We start from the raw sequence: 14,554 nt of genomic DNA, 5'->3' as shown, positions 1-14,554 counted from the left end.
CCTCGTTCAACGACGTCGACGGGCCGCGACTCGATCAAAGCATCACGGGCCGATCCGGCAATTCATTCGGCCGCGCACCCCCGGACGGGAAATGCTGGCGCAGCAGCTGGTTCACCTGGGCGATCGCGGCCAGGGTCGCCGCGTGGAACTCGCCGCGGGCAAAGCCGCGCGTCATCGTGTCGCACACGCCTTGCCACGTGGCCGCGTCGATCTTGCGGTCGATGCCCCGGTCGGCAATGATATCGACCTTCCGGTCCGCAAGATTTACGTAGATCAACACTCCGCAGTTGTCTTCGGTATCCCAGATGCCGTAGTCGGCGAAGAGGGCGATGGCGCGCTGGCGGGTCGTCACGCCGGCCCACGCGAGCGACAGCGGCATGCCTTTTTCGACGATCAGCCGCACTTCGCCGCGGTGCGTCTGTTCGCCCGCCGTGATGGCTTCCGTCATCGCCGTGAGCGCTTCCGGCGGGAACGCGCGCTCGGCTTCGTTGCGCGTGCTGAGCAGGTGGCGCAGGGCGCGCCGCAGGCGGTTCGGTTCTTCCATCACCAGTCTCCCGAGGCGCCGCCGCCGTCGAAGCTGCCGCCGCCACCGCCCGAAAAGCCGCCGCCGCCCCCGTCGGAAAAGCCGCCAGAAAAACCGCCGCCGCGCCAGCGGTCGTTGTCGTGCTGGTTGGCCGCGTTGGCGAGGATGTTGCCGAGGATGAAGCCGGTGGTGCCGCTGCCCCAGCCGGCGCCATAGTGGCCCGGCTGCGCGAGGCGCGTGCGGCGCGGGCGGAACACCGAGCGCAGGACGGTGATGCCGACGAGGATCAGGAAGATGCTGACGACGACGTTGGGGCCGTCATCCTCCTGTTGCTGTTGCGCGGACGGCTGCGCCTGCGGTGCCGGGAACTTTTCCTGGTTCAGCAGGGTGGCGATGGCGCCCACGCCCGCGACGAGGCCGCCGTACCAGTCCTGCTGGCGGAAGTGCGGGGCGATCGTGTCTTCCAGAATGCGCTTCGATTGCGCATCCGTGAGGACGCCCTGCACGCCGCGCCCGGCCTCGATGCGCAGGCGGCGCAGCGCCTTCGGATTGTCTTTCGCGACGACCAGCAGCACGCCGTCGTCGACGCCCTTGCGTCCGAGCTTCCATGCGTCGGCCACGCGGATGCTGTACTGCTCGATGGCTTCCGGTTCCGTCGACGAGATCAGCAGCACGGCGATCTGGCTGCCCGTCTTGGCCTCGTAGTCGGCCAGTACGCCTTCCAGTTTCTGGCGCTGGTCCGGCGTCAGCATGCCGACCTCGTCGGTGACGCGCGCGCGCAGCGCCGGCACCGGCTTGAACTGCTGGGCGTGCGCCTGGCAGGCCAGCAGCAAGGTCAGCATCCAGGCCCACAGCAACCGCGGCAGGGCGTTCATGGCATGGCCTTATTTGCCGAAGTTGACGGTCGGCGCCGTCGAAATGGCCTTCTCGTTCTCGACCGTGAACGACGGCTTGGCCTGGTAGCCGAACATCATGGCGGTCAGGTTGGTCGGGAAGCTGCGGACGGTGACGTTATAGTCCTGCACGGCTGCGATATAGCGCTGGCGGGCCACCGTGATGCGGTTCTCCGTGCCTTCCAGCTGCGATTGCAGATCGCGGAAGCTGGCGTCGGCCTTGAGCTGCGGATAGTTCTCCGACACGGCCATCAGGCGCGACAGGGCACTCGACAGCTCACCCTGCACCTGCTGGAATTTCTGGAAGGCTTCCGGGTTGTTCAAGACCTCCGGCGTGATCTGGAAACTGGTCGCGGCCGCGCGCGCGCGCGTGACGGCTTCCAGCGTATCCTTCTCGTGCGTCGCATAGCCCTTGACCGTGTTCACCAGGTTGGGGATCAGGTCGGCGCGGCGCTGATACTGGTTGACGACCTCGGCCCAGGCAGCCTTGGTGGCCTCGTCCTTGGCCTGGAACTGGTTGTAGCCGCAGCCCGACAGCAGCGTGGCGGCCAGTACGGCGGCCAGCACCATGCCGGCCCAGCGCGTGAACAGGGAAGGTTTCATCTGACGTCCCGTAACTAGTTGTCGAATGGCCAAAATATAACCGAAATGCCACAGTGATGGCGAGACAAACGGGCGCAAGGCTACAATAGAGGGTTTGCAATCAGATCAGAGAGGCCGCCCATGAACTTCATCGACAAACTGAACGCCGCCTGGAAGCGCAACGATTCCCTGCTGTGCGTGGGACTCGACCCGGACACGGCCCGCTTCCCCGCACACCTGCGCGATCGCCCGGACGGCATCGTGGAGTTCTGCAAGGCCATCATCGACGCGACCGCCGACCTGGCCTGCGCCTTCAAGCCGCAGATCGCCTATTTCGCCGCGCTCGGCGCGGAAGACCAGCTGCAAGCCATCTGCGACTATCTGCGCGCGACCTACCCCCATATCCCGCTGATCCTGGACGCCAAGCGCGGCGACATCGGCGCGACCGCGCACCAGTACGCGCGCGAAGCGTTCGACCGCTATGGCGCCGATGCCGTCACCGTGAACCCGTACATGGGCTTCGACTCGGTCGAACCGTACATGGCGTGGAAGGACCGCGGCGTGATCGTCCTGTGCCGCACGTCGAACGCGGGCGGTTCCGACCTGCAATTCCTCGACGTGGGCGGCCAGCCGCTGTACCAGCACGTGGCGCGCCTCGTCGCGGAAAAGTGGAACAGGAACGGCCAGTGCGCCCTCGTCGTGGGCGCCACGTTCCCGGAAGAACTGGCGCAGGTGCGCGCCATCGTCGGCGACATGCCGCTGCTCGTGCCCGGCATCGGCGCGCAGGGCGGCGACATCGAGGCGACCGTCAAGTCGGGTCGCACGGCCGCCGGCGCGGGCATGATGATCAATTCCTCGCGCGCCATCATCTACGCGCAGCCGCAGGGCGGCGAGGACTTCGCCGCGGCCGCGCGCCGCGTGGCGACCGAAACGCGTGACGCCATCAACGCGCACCGCGGTTAAGAATCCGTCCCAGTAGGGTGGCACCCCTGTGCCCACCATGCGTTAGCGCGACGCATACGTTTGGTGGGCGGAGGGCCGCCCACCCTACCGTATCAGGCCGCCCCCGCGCTGCCGGGCGACAACCAGGTAGCGCATCCCGACCGCCAGCGCCGCGAAGCCCGATGCGGCGGCGACGCCCAGCGCCCAGCGCGGCCCCGCGTGGTCGGCCACCCAGCCGACGATGGGCGCGCCGATCGGCGTCGTGCCCAATGCGATGCCGAGCCGCAACGCCATCACGCGGCCGCGCATTGCGGGTTCCGTGGACAGTTGCAGCAGGCTGTTCGACGTGTTCGTGAAAGTGAGGGCGGCCACGCCCGTCAGCGCCAGCGCGGCCGCGAACCACAGGTAGCCGGGTGACACGGCCGCCAGCGCGCAGCCGGCGCCGAACACGCCGGCACCGACGACGAGTGCGCTGAACCGGGTATGCTCGCGGCGCGCGGCGAGGAGCGCGCCGACGACGCTGCCGACGGCCATCGTCGACGACAGCAGGCTGTAGCCCCGCGCATCCGTGTAGAACACCGAGACGGCCATCGTGCCGATGAAGATCGGGAAGTTCAGGCCGAACGTGGCGATCAGGAACAGCATGCCCAGCAGCGCCATCAGGTCCGGCCGCTTCCATACGTAGCGCACGCCGTCCAGCATGCCCCGCCCGCCTGCGCTCCCGGGCGCGCGCGGGTGCAGCTCGTCCTTGCGCAGCCAGGCCAGCGAGCACAGGATCCCGACGTACGACAGCCCGTTGACGACGAATGCCCAGCCGGTGCCGACGCCGGCGATCAGGAGGCCGGCGGCCGCGGGGCCGATCATCCGCGCGGCGTTGAACGACGTCGAGTTCAGCGCGACCGCGTTGGGCAAGTCGGCATCCCCGACGAGGTGCGCGACGAACGTCTGGCGCACGGGCGCGTCGAAGGCCGATGCGCAGCCGAACAGGAAGGCGAACACGTACACGTGCCACAGCGCGACGACGCCGCTCAGCGTCATCGCACCGAGCACGAGGGCGAGTGTGCCCATCGCGGTCTGGGTGCCCATCATCAGCTTGCGCTGGTCGACGTGGTCGGCGGCCCAGCCCGTCCACGGCAGCAGAAGCAATTGCGGGCCGAACTGCAGGGCCATCACGGTGCCGACGGCCGACGCGTTGTGGTGCGTCAGTTCCGTCAGCACGAGCCAGTCCTGGGCCGTGCGTTGCATCCACGTGCCGACGTTCGAGACCAGGGCGCCGGCGGCCCAGAGGCGGTAATTAAAATTGCTTAACGAACGGAATGCACGGGACATCGGCGTGAATGGTGGACACACGGTGCCCACCGTCGCGCCGATCAATACCGGCTGGGGGCGATCATCTCCGCGTAATCATACAGGGCCCCGAGGATTTCCTCAGCCCGCTCGTCCGCCGTCTCGGACAGCGCGTCTATCTCGGCAAACAATTGATCGATCGTGCGCGCAGCGCCCGCGCCGTCGAACAGGCGCGCGGCGCGGTGGTCTTCCCAAGCCTGCTGCTCGTCCTCGCCCAGCGTGTGCGGGAAGTTGCGGGCGCGGTAGCGGAACAGCAGGTGCGACAGGCGCTCGTCCTCGAACGACGGGCGCAAGGTCGCCAGCTTCGGCGCGGCTTCCGCCCGCAACGATTCCAGCCGGCGCCGGTCGCCGTTCGAGACGAAGCCGCCGTACAGGTCTTCGTCGACGTCGACGCTCGCGGTGACCGCATCGCGCTGGTACACCTTCTGCCAGATCGCCGTCATGTCCGGCCCGGCCGCGGCGCTGCGGGCGTGGGCGAGACATTGTTCGACGTCCAGTTCCCACCGGGCCGCCATCTGTGTGCTCAGCGTTTTCAGGTTGCCGACCAGCATCGGCGACTTGTTCAGGTGCACGCTCTTGATCGGGAGGCGCGTCATGCCCTCGGGCATCTCGGCGGCGCGGGTGAACATCCGCTGGCGGATCGTCTCGACGTTCAGGTTGAACAGTTCGGACGGGTCGTGGCGGCAGTCCCACACGAGGACTTCGTTCTTGTTCGTGGGATGCGTCGCGAGCGGCCAGACGACACCCAGGCAGCCGCGCTCGGCCGGGAACATGCCGGAGACGTGCAGGAACGGCTGGCGCAGCGCGCGGTCCAGGTGCAGGCCCATCTGTTCCGCGACCTTGTCCTTGCGGCGCAGTTCGAGGCAGAAGTCGAACAGCTTCGGCTGCTTGCTGCGCAGCAGGCGCGCGAGCGCGATGGTGGCGCGCACGTCGGACAGCGCGTCGTGCGCGGCGTCGTGCACGAGGCCGTTGTCGCGCGTGAGGTGTTCGAGCTTGAAGCTGGGACGGCCGTCATCGTGGCGCGGCCAGGTGATGCCGTCCGGCCGAAGCGCATAGGCCATGCGGACGACGTCGAGCATGTCCCAGCGGCCGCAGCCGTTCTGCCATTCGCGCGCATACGGGTCCATCAGGTTGCGCCACAGCAGGAAGCGCGTGACCTCGTCGTCGAAGCGGATGGTGTTGTAGCCGACGCCGATCGTGCCCGGCTCGGAAAACGCGGCGCAGATGCGGGCCGCGAATTCGTGTTCGGGCACGCCGTGTTCCAGGCAGTGCTGCGGCGTGATGCCGGTGATCAGGCAGGCTTGCGGGTCCGGCAGGTAGTCGGGCGCCGGCTGGCAATACAGCATGATCGGTTCGCCGATCTCGTTGAGGTCGGCGTCGGTGCGGATCGCGGCGAACTGTGCGGGACGATCGCGCCGCGGTTCCGCGCCGAAGGTCTCGTAGTCGTGCCAGAGGAAGGTGTGGTTGCTCATCGTGGCGCCATTCTAACGTGCATGATTCGCACGGCCTAGCACCGGCTCAATCCGGTTTTGGGAACTTCACGTGCCGATGCGGTCGCGGCCTGCTTCCTTGGCGCGGTACAGCGCGGCGTCGGCGGCCTCGATCAGGCCCCGTTCGTCCTGGCCGGGCAGCAGCGTGGCGACGCCGAACGATCCGGTGACGTGCGGCAGCGGCAGGCGCATGTCGTCGAACACGGCGGCCTCGCGCATGCGCACACACAGGCGCTCGGCGACCGTCAGCGCCTGCGCCTGCGGGGTGGCGGGCAGGATCGCCATCATTTCCTCGCCGCCGTAGCGCACGGCGAAATCGGTCGGGCGCAGGCCCGCGCGGATCACGCCCGCGGCCGCGCACAGGGCGGCGTCGCCCGCGATGTGGCCATGCGTGTCGTTGAAGCGCTTGAAGTGGTCGAGGTCGATCATCACGAGCGACAGCGGCCCGCCGTCCTGGCGCGCGCGCGTGACGAGCTTGGGCAGCGCGTCGTTCAGCCAGGCGCGGTTGTACAGGCCCGTGAGGCCGTCGTTGAACGACAGCTGGCGGTAGAACTCGCCCAGCTTCTGGCGCCGGCGCAGGCGGGCGTTGGTCGCGCGGATGCGGAACGACAGCAGCCGCAGCAGGTTGCGCGCCACGCCGTTGTGCCCGTCGATCAATTGCCACACGCGGTCGGGTTCGATGACGAGCAGCTCGCTGTCTTCCAGCGCGACGATGGCGTCGAGGTTGGCGGCATCGTCCAGCACGGACTGCTCGCCCACGCTTTCGCCCGGCAGGATGCGCTCGACATTGCCTTCGCCCAGCGCGCCCTCCACGGCGAGGCTGCCCGCGAGCAGGATGTAGAGGCGGGCGCGCAGGCCGTCCTCGAGCGCTTCGCCCCGCGGCAGCCGCACGAGCCGGGAATCGGCGAGCGCTTGCGTGACGGCGGGATCGTCGATGTCGCGAAAGAGCTGCAAGTCGCGAATGCGGTAGGGGGATGCACCGAAAGTGCCGGTCACGATCATCAGATTGACTGCCAGGCGACAACTTATATTGACAACCTCGCATGATACCTTAACGAAACACCAGCGCCGATGCTTGGCGCCGATAAACAACAGTGTTTCAATGGCGGCATGACTACCGCCCCCGACTTCCTGGCCGACGCTCTCGGCCACCACCACGCACCCGCGCCCGATGCGCGCATCGTCTCCCTCGTGCCCTCGATCACCGAGCTGCTGTGCGACCTTGGCCTCGCCGGCAAGCTCGTCGGCCGCACCGGCTTCTGCATCCATCCGCGCGACGTGGTCGCGGCCATCCCCAAGGTGGGCGGCACGAAGGACGTCAACATCGAGAAGATCCGCAAGCTCGCGCCCACGCACGTCGTCGTCAACATCGACGAGAACGAAAAGCCGACCGTCGAGCAACTCGCCGGGTTCGTGCCGCACGTCGTCGTCACGCATCCGAACACGCCGCGCGACAATGTGCCCCTGGCGCGGCTGATGGGCGGGATCTTCGGGGCGGAAGAGGCCGCCGCGCGCTGGTGTGCCGCCTTCGAGGCCGAGTACGCAGCGCTGCATGCGGCACCGGCAGGTCCGGCGCGCACGGTGCTGTACTGCATCTGGCAAGACCCGTGGATGACGGTGTCGAAGAACACGTATATCGCGAACATGCTGGCCGAACTGGGCTGGCGCGTGCCGGACCTGGGCACGGACCGGTATCCGCGCTTCGCCTGGTCGCAGGCGCTCGTCGACGGGCTCGATGCCGTGCTGCTGTCGACCGAGCCCTACCGCTTCACGGAAGACCATGCGGACGCGCTGGAAAAGCAGCTGGGGATTCCCGTTCATCTCGTCGATGGCGAGATGATGTCGTGGTACGGCAGCCGGGCGCTGGCCGGGCTGCGCTATCTGCAGACGCTCAAGTAAAGGCCGGCGCCGCGCCGCGGCGGGCCCACACGTTGCGCAGCCACCTGGCCACCGGCTTTTCCACGCAGCGGTGCACGACCAGCGCCGCCACGCAGGCCACGGCCACGGCACCGGTCAGCAGCAGGGCGCCCGATCCGGCGTAGTGCAGCTTGCGCGCGGCCTCGACGGCGATGCTGATCGCGATGCCGTGCGTGAGGTACAGCGGATAGGACAGCGCGCCCAGCAGGCCGCCGATGCGGCCCACGCGCAGATTGCCGGCGGTTTCGGCTGTGACGAGACCAATGATGATGCAGGCGGAACTCACGCCGTACAACACGACCGGCAACAGGCCGTGCTCGGCCATGCTCTTGTAGAGACCGGTGTTTTCCACGAGGCCCGTGGCCAGGAAGGCGAGGGTTCCCGCCAGCGCGAGCAGCCGCGGGAAGGCGATCGTGCGGTGGCGCAGCACCCACGCGACGCCCATGCCGAGGAGGAACAGCAGGTTGTACGGGGAGGCGAGGGTCCGGACGGTGTCGCCGAACAGCCCGGCCGGCAGCTGCAGATCGACCACGCGCGCCGTGCAGAACAGGATCGCCCAGGAAAGCAGCACCCAGCGGCTCACGCGCACGCGCCAGATGGCCAGGCCGAACAGGGCGTAGAACAGGACTTCGTGGACGAGGGTCCAGGACTGGATCAGCATCGGCAACTGGTTCTGCGGCAGCAGCAGCACGGATTTTATCCAGTAATCCCACGCAAAATTCCCCGCGAACCCGTATTTCGCGGTGATCAGCACCATCACGACCAGGTACAGCGGATAGATGCGCGTCGCGCGCTTCCATGCGAACGAACCCAGCCTGCTGGGACGGTCGAGGTCGGCATGGTGGATGTAATAGATGATGTAGCCGGACAGGACGAAGAAGAAGGGCACGCCCGCATGGCCGAAGGTGAACAAGCCGCCGAACGGCGCGCCGCGTTCCGGCTGGGCCAGTTCGACGACGTGCGATCCGTGGAAGAAGGCGACGAGCAGGGCGGCGATGCCGCGGGCCGCTTCGATGGTCAGGAGCTTGTCGGTCCGGGCGGCGGGTGTGGGTTGTGCAGTCGTGGTCATGGTGCTCGCAGTTGTCCGTACAAGCGTATATGGACGCTCCGGATGACGCAAGCATATTTTAATTTTTGCAACACTTTTGGCGGACAACGGACTGGCGGCAGTCCGTTGCCGCGACCGCGATCAGGAATTGCTGGTCAGGTCTTTATCGGACTCGGCGTCCACGGGCAGCGGTTCGCGCTTGTTCTTGTCGTTCAGGCGGCCGATGGCGCTGTCCAGGGCGCGCTTGAGCTTGCCGACGGCGCTCGTGATCGACTGCTGCAGGTTTTCCGCATGCGCATGCACGACGACGGGCGCATAACCCGAGACGAGCGCTTCCATCATGCAGTAGTTGCTGCCGTCTTCGTGCTTTTCCTTGTTCTCGTTGGAGAGGTGCACGTCCACGCGGCGCACGTGGTCACCGAAGCGGCCGATCGCTTCTTCGACCATGGTGCGGACGCGTTCGTCGAGGCCAGAATGGCGCTGGATGGTGTTATCGGTGTTGACATTAACTTCCATAAACTCCTCCAAAAGTGGACACATTTGCATCGATATTACCCGCTCCGGAGAAAACCCGCCGTTCCGCACGCGCACTCAGGTGTTCACGAGGCTTGCCGCGATGTTCACGGACAGGCCGAGGATGACGAGGTTGAAGAAGAACGCGAGCACGCAATGGCCCAGCACGAGCTTGCGCATGGCGCGCGTCCTGACGGTCACGTCCGACGTCTGCACGGCGACCGACAGCGTGAACGAGAAGTACAGGAAGTCCCAGTAGTTCGGCTGCGTGTGCCGGTCGGGGAATTCCAGCGGCAGCGCGTGCTTGCTGGCCGTGTAGTAGATGTGCGCGTAATGGAAACAGTACATGACGCCGACCAGCAGCCAGGAACCGATCACGGTCAGCGCCGTGAAGCCGTAGTGCAGCGCCTTGACGTGTTCCGTCGCCTCCTTCATGTTCGCCAGTTCCGTCACGATCGCGTACACGCTCAGGATCGCGCCGACGACGACGGCGCCCAGCACGGCGCCCCCGCTTTCGTCCTGCCTTTCGGCGATCGCGCGCACGCGGCTGTGATCGGCGCGGAACATCGTCCACGCCATGATCAGCAGATAGGACCAGACGCCGCTGTTCCAGCCGATCAGGGCGCGGCGCAGGTCGTTGTAGTGCGCCGGCACGAGCATTCCGACCGCCACGCCGAGCATCAGCGCGCCGAGCAGGTACGGGCGGCTGCGGATGAAGCGCAACAGGAAGCCTGGCCGCTGTTCCATCACGTGGTCCCGGCCTTGGCCGCCTGTTCCGCCTCGTGGTGCGGGAAGCGGTCCATGCGCGACAGCACGGGGAACAGCTTCATCCACGTGCCCGTGACGACGAGCGTGGCGACGCCGCCGAACACGATCGCGCGCACGAGGCCGAACCAGCTCGCCGTCAGGCCCGATTCGAATTCGCCCAGTTCATTGGAGGCGCCGATGAACACGGCGTTCACGGCGCTGACACGGCCACGGATCTCGTCCGGCGTCTCGTACTGCACGAGCAGGTGGCGGATGTAGACGCTGACCATGTCCCCCGCGCCCAGCAGGAACAGCGCGACGAGGGCCACATAAAAACTGTGCGTGAGGCCCATCGTCACGGTGGCCGCGCCGAACAGGGCGACGCCGCCGAACATCCACGCGCCGACCTTGCGCGTGATGGGCAAGAACGCGAGCGCGATCGAACACAAGGTGGCACCGGCGCCGGGGGCCGTGCGCAACAGGCCCAGGCTCGTGGGGCCGGCGTGCAGCACGTCGTGCGCATACGCGGGCAGCAGGGCGGTGGCGCCGCCGAACAGCACGGCAAACAGGTCGAGCGAAATGGCGCCCAGCACGATCGGCCGCGACCACACGAAGCGCAGGCCTTCCAGCAGGGTGTGCCAGCTGACGGGCGCTTTGTTCATCGCCTGCGGTGCGCTTTTCGTGCCGGACATCAGCAGCACCGCGATGACGAGCAGCGTGCTCGACACGCCATACACGACGTTCGGCCCGAACACGTACAGCAGGCCGCCCAGCACCGGGCCGACGATCACGGCCACCTGGAACGTCGAGGAGCTCAGCGCGACGGCCTGCGAGAAATCCTTCGTGGCGACGAGGTTGCGCAGCACCGCCTGCGACGCCGGCTGCATGAAGGCGCGCGCGCTGCCGAACAGCACGAGCACGGCGTACACGGGCCACACGGTCTTGCTGCCGGACAGCGTGAACGCGACGAGCAGCAGGCTGCACAGCAGCTGCGTGGCCATGCAGGCGAGGACGATGTTGCGGCGGTTGTGCGTGTCGGCCACGTGGCCGGCCCACAGGATCAGGACAAGGAATGGCGCGAACTGGGCGAGGCCGATGAGGCCGAGGTCGAACAGGCTGTGCGTGATCTGGTAGACCTGCCAGCCGATGGCCACGCTCTGCATCTGGACGGCTAGCGTGCCGAGGAAGCGCGAGGAGAGGTAGAACGAAACGTTACGGTTGCGCAGGACGGCAAGGCGCCCTGTCGGAGAAAGCACGGACATAGGTTGGGAGAGGGAATGGCGGGAATGCAACCCTCATTGTGCCTGATGTCCGCGCAACGCGCTGTCTTGACAGCGGTCTTATTTCTTGACGAACCGGATCGCGAACTTGTCGTCCGGCGCGCCCTTCATTTCGAAGAACGGCTGCTCGCGCGGGTCGGACGGCGCGCGCAGGTAGTCGCTCTTCGCGTCGACCTTGAAGCCGGCCTTCGTCACCTCGTCGACGACCGTGTCCTCGTCGATGCGGTGCAGGGTCTTCGTCGCCGTGAGGCCGCTGCCCTTCTTCGCCGCGTTGTCGATGACGACGAGGTGGCCGCCCGGCTTGAGGGCGTCGTACAGGCGCTTGTTCAGCGCGGCGCGGTCGGCCGGCGTGTTGACGATGTCATGGTACGACATGTTGATCGTGACGAGGTCCAGCGGCGGCGTGCCTTTCGGGACCGGATCGTTGAAGTCCGCCACGACGGCGTGCAGGTTCGGCAGCGTGGCCTGGCCCAGGCGCGCGTCCAGCTTGGCGTTCGGCTTGGCGTTCTGGGCCCAGACCTCGCCCTTGGGGCCCACGGCCGCCGTCAGCAGGGCCGCGGTGGCGCCGCCGCCGGACGCCACGTCGAGCACCTTCATGCCCGGCTTCACCTGGGCGAACGTGAGGAATTCGGCGGATTTGCGGTGTGCGTCGCCCTTGCGGTCGTCGTCCGTGCGGAGCGGGCTGGCGAGGACGGTTTGCCAGTTGTTGCCGGCCTGGTCGGCAGCGTGGGCGGGGAGGGCGCCCGAAAGGAGGGCTGTCGATACGAGGGCGGCCGACAGGGCGAGCAGGACAGGGGCATGGCGGAGCGTCTTGTGCATGTTATTCGACCCTTTCATGTTTGGGAACCGGCCGGTGCGGCCGGGGCAAACGGGAACATACTCCAAATCCTTGTCGAGATATACAGGAATCGTGTCTGCATGCGGGCGCCGCCGGGCACGTCAGGGCTGGGCCAGGTCCGCTTCCGTCGTGAAGGCGTCGGCGTAGAACTCGTCGGCCGGCAGGCCGCATTGCTCGACGTAGTCGCGCCGTGCGGAATCGACCATGATCGGCGCGCCGCACGCATACACCTGGTGGTTCGACAGGTCGGGGATGTCCTGCATCACCGCCGCGTGCACGAAGCCCGTGCGGCCCGTCCAGCCGTCTTCCGGCAGCGCGTCCGAGATGACGGGCACGTACGTGAAGTGGGGCAGCTCGCGCGCCCACTGCTCGCATAACGCGTGCATGTACAGGTCCTGCGGCCGGCGTCCGCCCCAGTACAGGGCGACGGGACGTTCCGACTTCAGATGGATCATGTGCTCGACGAGCGCCTTGACCGGCGCGAAGCCGGTGCCGGAGGCCAGCAGCACGATCGGCTTGTTCGAGTCTTCGCGCAGGAAGAACGTGCCCAACGGACCCTCGAAGCGCAGGATGTCGCGTTCCTTCATCGCCCCGAAGACATGGTCCGTGAACACGCCGCCGGGGAGGTGGCGGATGTGCAGTTCGACCGGGCCGCCCAGCGACGGCGCGCTGGCGATGCTGTAGGCGCGGCGCTTGCCGTCCTTGAGCATGAATTCGATGTACTGGCCGGCGCGGTAGGCGAGGGCCTCGTTGGCCGGCAGCTGCAAGGTGAGGATGGCGACGTCCGGCGCGGCGCGGCGGATGGCGGTGACGCGGGTCGGCATCTTGCGCACCGGATATTCACTGCTGCCGCCCACTTCGCGCGCTTCGATCACGACGTCGCTCTCGGGCACGGCGCAGCACATCAGGGCGAGACCCTGCAGCTTTTCCTGGTCGGTCAGCGCGCGTGCCTGGTGCGGCTTGTGGTGGATCGTGCCTTCGACGACCTTGCCCTTGCAGGAACCGCAGGCGCCGTTCTTGCAGCCGTACGGCAGGCCGATGCCGGAGCGGATCGCGGCCGCGAGCACGGTTTCGTCCGCGTCGCAGTCGTAGTGGTGGCCGCTGGGCTGGACAGTGATCTGAAACGTCATACAATCCTCGAATGGATACAAAAAACAAAGTCAGGTTCAACAAGCCGCGCCTCCTGATCGTGGGCTGCGGCGACGTCGGCATGCGTTTGCTGCCGCTGGTGCGCGAGCGTTTTCGCGTGTTCGCCGTGACGAGCCAGCCGGCCCGGTGCGCGGCATTGCGTGCGGCGGGCGCCGTCCCCGTCGTGGCCGACCTCGACCGGCCAGCGACGCTGAAGCGATTGGCAGGACTGGCGCAGCGGGTCGTTCATCTTGCGCCGCCACAGCAGGACGGCGCGCTCGATTTGCGCACGCGCAATTTGATCGCCATTCTACCCGAGGGCGCGCGGGTGGTTTATGTCAGCACCTCGGGCGTCTACGGCGACCGTGACGGCGCGGCGACCCCCGAGACGACGCCCGTCGCCCCGTGCAATGCGCGTGCGCGGCGCCGCGTGGACGCCGAACGCGTGCTGCGCGCATGGGCCGTGGCGAGCGGGGGCAAGGTGGCGATCCTGCGCGCGCCCGGCATCTATGCGGCGGACCGCCTGCCCATCGAACGGCTGCAGCGGGGCACGCCGGCGCTGGCGAGCGCGGACGACGTGTACACGAACCACATCCACGCCGACGACCTGGCACGGCTGTGCGCGCTGGCGCTGTTCCGCGCATGGCCGGGGCGCGTCTACAACGCGTCCGACGACACGCGCATGAAGATGGGGGATTATTTCGATCTCGTGGCCGATGCATTCGGCCTGGCGCGGCCGCCGCGTCTCGCGCGCGCCGAGCTGGAGAAGGCGGTGTCGCCGATGCTGCTGTCCTTCATGTCGGAATCGCGCCGGCTGGACAACCGCCGCCTCGGCACGGAGCTGCGGGCCCGCCTGCGCTATCCCCATGTCGGCGACGGCATAAGGGCGTCTTAAGCATTTCGCAACTAATCCATGTATCATTCGGGTACGCCGTAGAGCGACCACACAAAGAACTTATATTTCCCGAAACTGGCTGATTTTCCATAACCCGCTATGGGTTGTGGAAAATTTCCCATGGATGTCACAAAGCGAAAGACGAACATGCCCATCAGACGCATACCTGACGGCGCCGAGTACGACCCGAACCGGGTCCTCGACGCCATCATCAATAAACTCAAGCTCAAGAACGACGCCGCGCTGTCGCGGCTGCTGGAAGTGGCGCCGCCCGTGATCAGCAAGATCCGCCACAACACCCTGCCGATCGGCGCCACCCTCCTGCTGCGCATGCACGAGGTGTCCGACTACAGCATCCGCGAGCTGCGCGCGCTGATGGTGCGGCCCCACGCGGAGGCCAGCGCGGCCTGA

Annotated in this window: 16 protein-coding genes; 4 read left to right on the top strand and 12 right to left on the bottom strand. The window is 67.2% G+C overall.

All coding sequences use genetic code 11. The features are described 5' to 3' along the window. Positions 1–34: 34 nt before the first annotated feature. Genes ACEN9H_RS22850 through ACEN9H_RS22840 form a run of 3 tightly spaced genes read right to left on the bottom strand, consistent with a single transcriptional unit; the run spans position 35 to position 1,986 of the window. The gene (locus ACEN9H_RS22850; protein ID WP_371768451.1) at positions 35–544 is read right to left on the bottom strand and encodes a TPM domain-containing protein; all 510 of its coding nucleotides are present in this window, start codon (positions 542–544) and stop codon (positions 35–37) included. Further along, entirely contained in the window at positions 544–1,398 is an 855-nt protein-coding gene (locus tag ACEN9H_RS22845) for a TPM domain-containing protein (protein WP_413672182.1), read from the bottom strand. Before ACEN9H_RS22845 ends, ACEN9H_RS22850 begins: the two co-directional genes overlap by 1 nt. Before the next feature lie 9 nt (positions 1,399–1,407). Next, positions 1,408–1,986: a LemA family protein gene (locus tag ACEN9H_RS22840; protein ID WP_056126473.1), complete on the bottom strand. Its 579-nt coding sequence runs from the start codon at positions 1,984–1,986 to the stop codon at positions 1,408–1,410. A 153-nt stretch (positions 1,987–2,139) separates the two neighbouring features. On the opposite strand from ACEN9H_RS22840, the gene pyrF reads away from it, so the two are divergent. After that, positions 2,140–2,961, top strand: coding sequence for an orotidine-5'-phosphate decarboxylase (gene pyrF, locus ACEN9H_RS22835; RefSeq protein WP_413672181.1), 822 nt, complete (start codon positions 2,140–2,142; stop codon positions 2,959–2,961). A gap of 84 nt (positions 2,962–3,045) precedes the next feature. Here the strand turns inward: pyrF and ACEN9H_RS22830 are convergent, their stop codons facing one another. The 3 genes from ACEN9H_RS22830 to ACEN9H_RS22820 all read right to left on the bottom strand — a co-directional run bounded on the left by ACEN9H_RS22830 (position 3,046) and on the right by ACEN9H_RS22820 (position 6,779). Next, positions 3,046–4,269, bottom strand: a complete 1,224-nt coding sequence (locus ACEN9H_RS22830) for an MFS transporter (protein WP_413672180.1) — start codon at positions 4,267–4,269, stop codon at positions 3,046–3,048. A 41-nt stretch (positions 4,270–4,310) separates the two neighbouring features. After that, entirely contained in the window at positions 4,311–5,759 is a 1,449-nt protein-coding gene (sbcB, locus tag ACEN9H_RS22825) for an exodeoxyribonuclease I (RefSeq protein ID WP_160410566.1), read from the bottom strand. Between the two features lie 66 nt (positions 5,760–5,825). Beyond that, entirely contained in the window at positions 5,826–6,779 is a 954-nt protein-coding gene (locus ACEN9H_RS22820) for a GGDEF domain-containing protein (protein WP_371765860.1), read from the bottom strand. A 108-nt stretch (positions 6,780–6,887) separates the two neighbouring features. Here ACEN9H_RS22820 and ACEN9H_RS22815 point away from each other — a divergent pair, with 108 nt between their 5' ends. Then, complete coding sequence (locus tag ACEN9H_RS22815; RefSeq protein ID WP_413672179.1) at positions 6,888–7,676, top strand: helical backbone metal receptor; 789 nt, start codon at positions 6,888–6,890, stop codon at positions 7,674–7,676. Here the strand turns inward: ACEN9H_RS22815 and ACEN9H_RS22810 are convergent. From ACEN9H_RS22810 to ACEN9H_RS22785, 6 genes are all read right to left on the bottom strand, one after another. Then, the gene (locus ACEN9H_RS22810) at positions 7,669–8,763 is read right to left on the bottom strand and encodes an acyltransferase family protein (RefSeq protein ID WP_413672178.1); all 1,095 of its coding nucleotides are present in this window, start codon (positions 8,761–8,763) and stop codon (positions 7,669–7,671) included. The two genes, ACEN9H_RS22815 and ACEN9H_RS22810, sit on opposite strands and share 8 nt — an antisense overlap. A gap of 120 nt (positions 8,764–8,883) precedes the next feature. After that, entirely contained in the window at positions 8,884–9,258 is a 375-nt protein-coding gene (locus ACEN9H_RS22805; RefSeq protein WP_056126439.1) for an HPF/RaiA family ribosome-associated protein, read from the bottom strand. A 75-nt stretch (positions 9,259–9,333) separates the two neighbouring features. Further along, positions 9,334–10,002: a DUF1345 domain-containing protein gene (locus tag ACEN9H_RS22800; RefSeq protein ID WP_413672177.1), complete on the bottom strand. Its 669-nt coding sequence runs from the start codon at positions 10,000–10,002 to the stop codon at positions 9,334–9,336. Beyond that, positions 10,002–11,264, bottom strand: coding sequence for an MFS transporter (locus ACEN9H_RS22795; protein ID WP_413672176.1), 1,263 nt, complete (start codon positions 11,262–11,264; stop codon positions 10,002–10,004). Before ACEN9H_RS22795 ends, ACEN9H_RS22800 begins: the two co-directional genes overlap by 1 nt. Positions 11,265–11,342: 78 nt before the next feature. Then, a complete protein-coding gene (locus ACEN9H_RS22790) occupies positions 11,343–12,101 on the bottom strand; it encodes a methyltransferase domain-containing protein (protein WP_413672175.1) in 759 nt (252 codons plus the stop codon). Between the two features lie 120 nt (positions 12,102–12,221). Next, on the bottom strand, positions 12,222–13,250 hold the full coding sequence (locus ACEN9H_RS22785) for a CDP-6-deoxy-delta-3,4-glucoseen reductase (protein ID WP_413672174.1): 1,029 nt from the start codon (positions 13,248–13,250) through the stop codon (positions 12,222–12,224). Positions 13,251–13,261: 11 nt separating this feature from the next. Here ACEN9H_RS22785 and ACEN9H_RS22780 point away from each other — a divergent pair, with 11 nt between their 5' ends. Both ACEN9H_RS22780 and ACEN9H_RS22775 read left to right on the top strand, forming a co-directional pair. Next, on the top strand, positions 13,262–14,143 hold the full coding sequence (locus ACEN9H_RS22780) for an SDR family oxidoreductase (protein WP_413672173.1): 882 nt from the start codon (positions 13,262–13,264) through the stop codon (positions 14,141–14,143). Positions 14,144–14,290: 147 nt separating this feature from the next. Next, positions 14,291–14,554: a hypothetical protein gene (locus ACEN9H_RS22775; RefSeq protein ID WP_371768440.1), complete on the top strand. Its 264-nt coding sequence runs from the start codon at positions 14,291–14,293 to the stop codon at positions 14,552–14,554.

It is taken from the genome of Massilia cellulosiltytica, assembly GCF_047325105.1.
Classification (GTDB): domain Bacteria; phylum Pseudomonadota; class Gammaproteobacteria; order Burkholderiales; family Burkholderiaceae_D; genus Telluria; species Telluria orientalis.
Note: the sequence above shows the minus strand (reverse complement) of the source record. Positions and strands in the feature narration are given on the sequence as shown.

Excerpts from the sequence above, each read along its gene's own strand:
- ACEN9H_RS22805 (WP_056126439.1), bottom strand. The coding sequence starts at position 9,258 with ATGGAAGTTAATGTCAACACCGATAACACCATCCAGCGCCATTCTGGC.
- ACEN9H_RS22800 (WP_413672177.1), bottom strand. The coding sequence starts at position 10,002 with ATGGAACAGCGGCCAGGCTTCCTGTTGCGCTTCATCCGCAGCCGCCCG.
- sbcB (WP_160410566.1), bottom strand. The coding sequence starts at position 5,759 with ATGAGCAACCACACCTTCCTCTGGCACGACTACGAGACCTTCGGCGCG.
- ACEN9H_RS22795 (WP_413672176.1), bottom strand. The coding sequence starts at position 11,264 with ATGTCCGTGCTTTCTCCGACAGGGCGCCTTGCCGTCCTGCGCAACCGT.
- ACEN9H_RS22775 (WP_371768440.1), top strand. The coding sequence starts at position 14,291 with ATGCCCATCAGACGCATACCTGACGGCGCCGAGTACGACCCGAACCGG.
- pyrF (WP_413672181.1), top strand. The coding sequence starts at position 2,140 with ATGAACTTCATCGACAAACTGAACGCCGCCTGGAAGCGCAACGATTCC.
- ACEN9H_RS22830 (WP_413672180.1), bottom strand. The coding sequence starts at position 4,269 with ATGTCCCGTGCATTCCGTTCGTTAAGCAATTTTAATTACCGCCTCTGG.
- ACEN9H_RS22785 (WP_413672174.1), bottom strand. The coding sequence starts at position 13,250 with ATGACGTTTCAGATCACTGTCCAGCCCAGCGGCCACCACTACGACTGC.
- ACEN9H_RS22780 (WP_413672173.1), top strand. The coding sequence starts at position 13,262 with ATGGATACAAAAAACAAAGTCAGGTTCAACAAGCCGCGCCTCCTGATC.
- ACEN9H_RS22820 (WP_371765860.1), bottom strand. The coding sequence starts at position 6,779 with ATGATCGTGACCGGCACTTTCGGTGCATCCCCCTACCGCATTCGCGAC.
- ACEN9H_RS22790 (WP_413672175.1), bottom strand. The coding sequence starts at position 12,101 with ATGCACAAGACGCTCCGCCATGCCCCTGTCCTGCTCGCCCTGTCGGCC.
- ACEN9H_RS22810 (WP_413672178.1), bottom strand. The coding sequence starts at position 8,763 with ATGACCACGACTGCACAACCCACACCCGCCGCCCGGACCGACAAGCTC.
- ACEN9H_RS22840 (WP_056126473.1), bottom strand. The coding sequence starts at position 1,986 with ATGGTGCTGGCCGCCGTACTGGCCGCCACGCTGCTGTCGGGCTGCGGC.
- ACEN9H_RS22815 (WP_413672179.1), top strand. The coding sequence starts at position 6,888 with ATGACTACCGCCCCCGACTTCCTGGCCGACGCTCTCGGCCACCACCAC.
- ACEN9H_RS22845 (WP_413672182.1), bottom strand. The coding sequence starts at position 1,398 with ATGAACGCCCTGCCGCGGTTGCTGTGGGCCTGGATGCTGACCTTGCTG.
- ACEN9H_RS22850 (WP_371768451.1), bottom strand. The coding sequence starts at position 544 with ATGGAAGAACCGAACCGCCTGCGGCGCGCCCTGCGCCACCTGCTCAGC.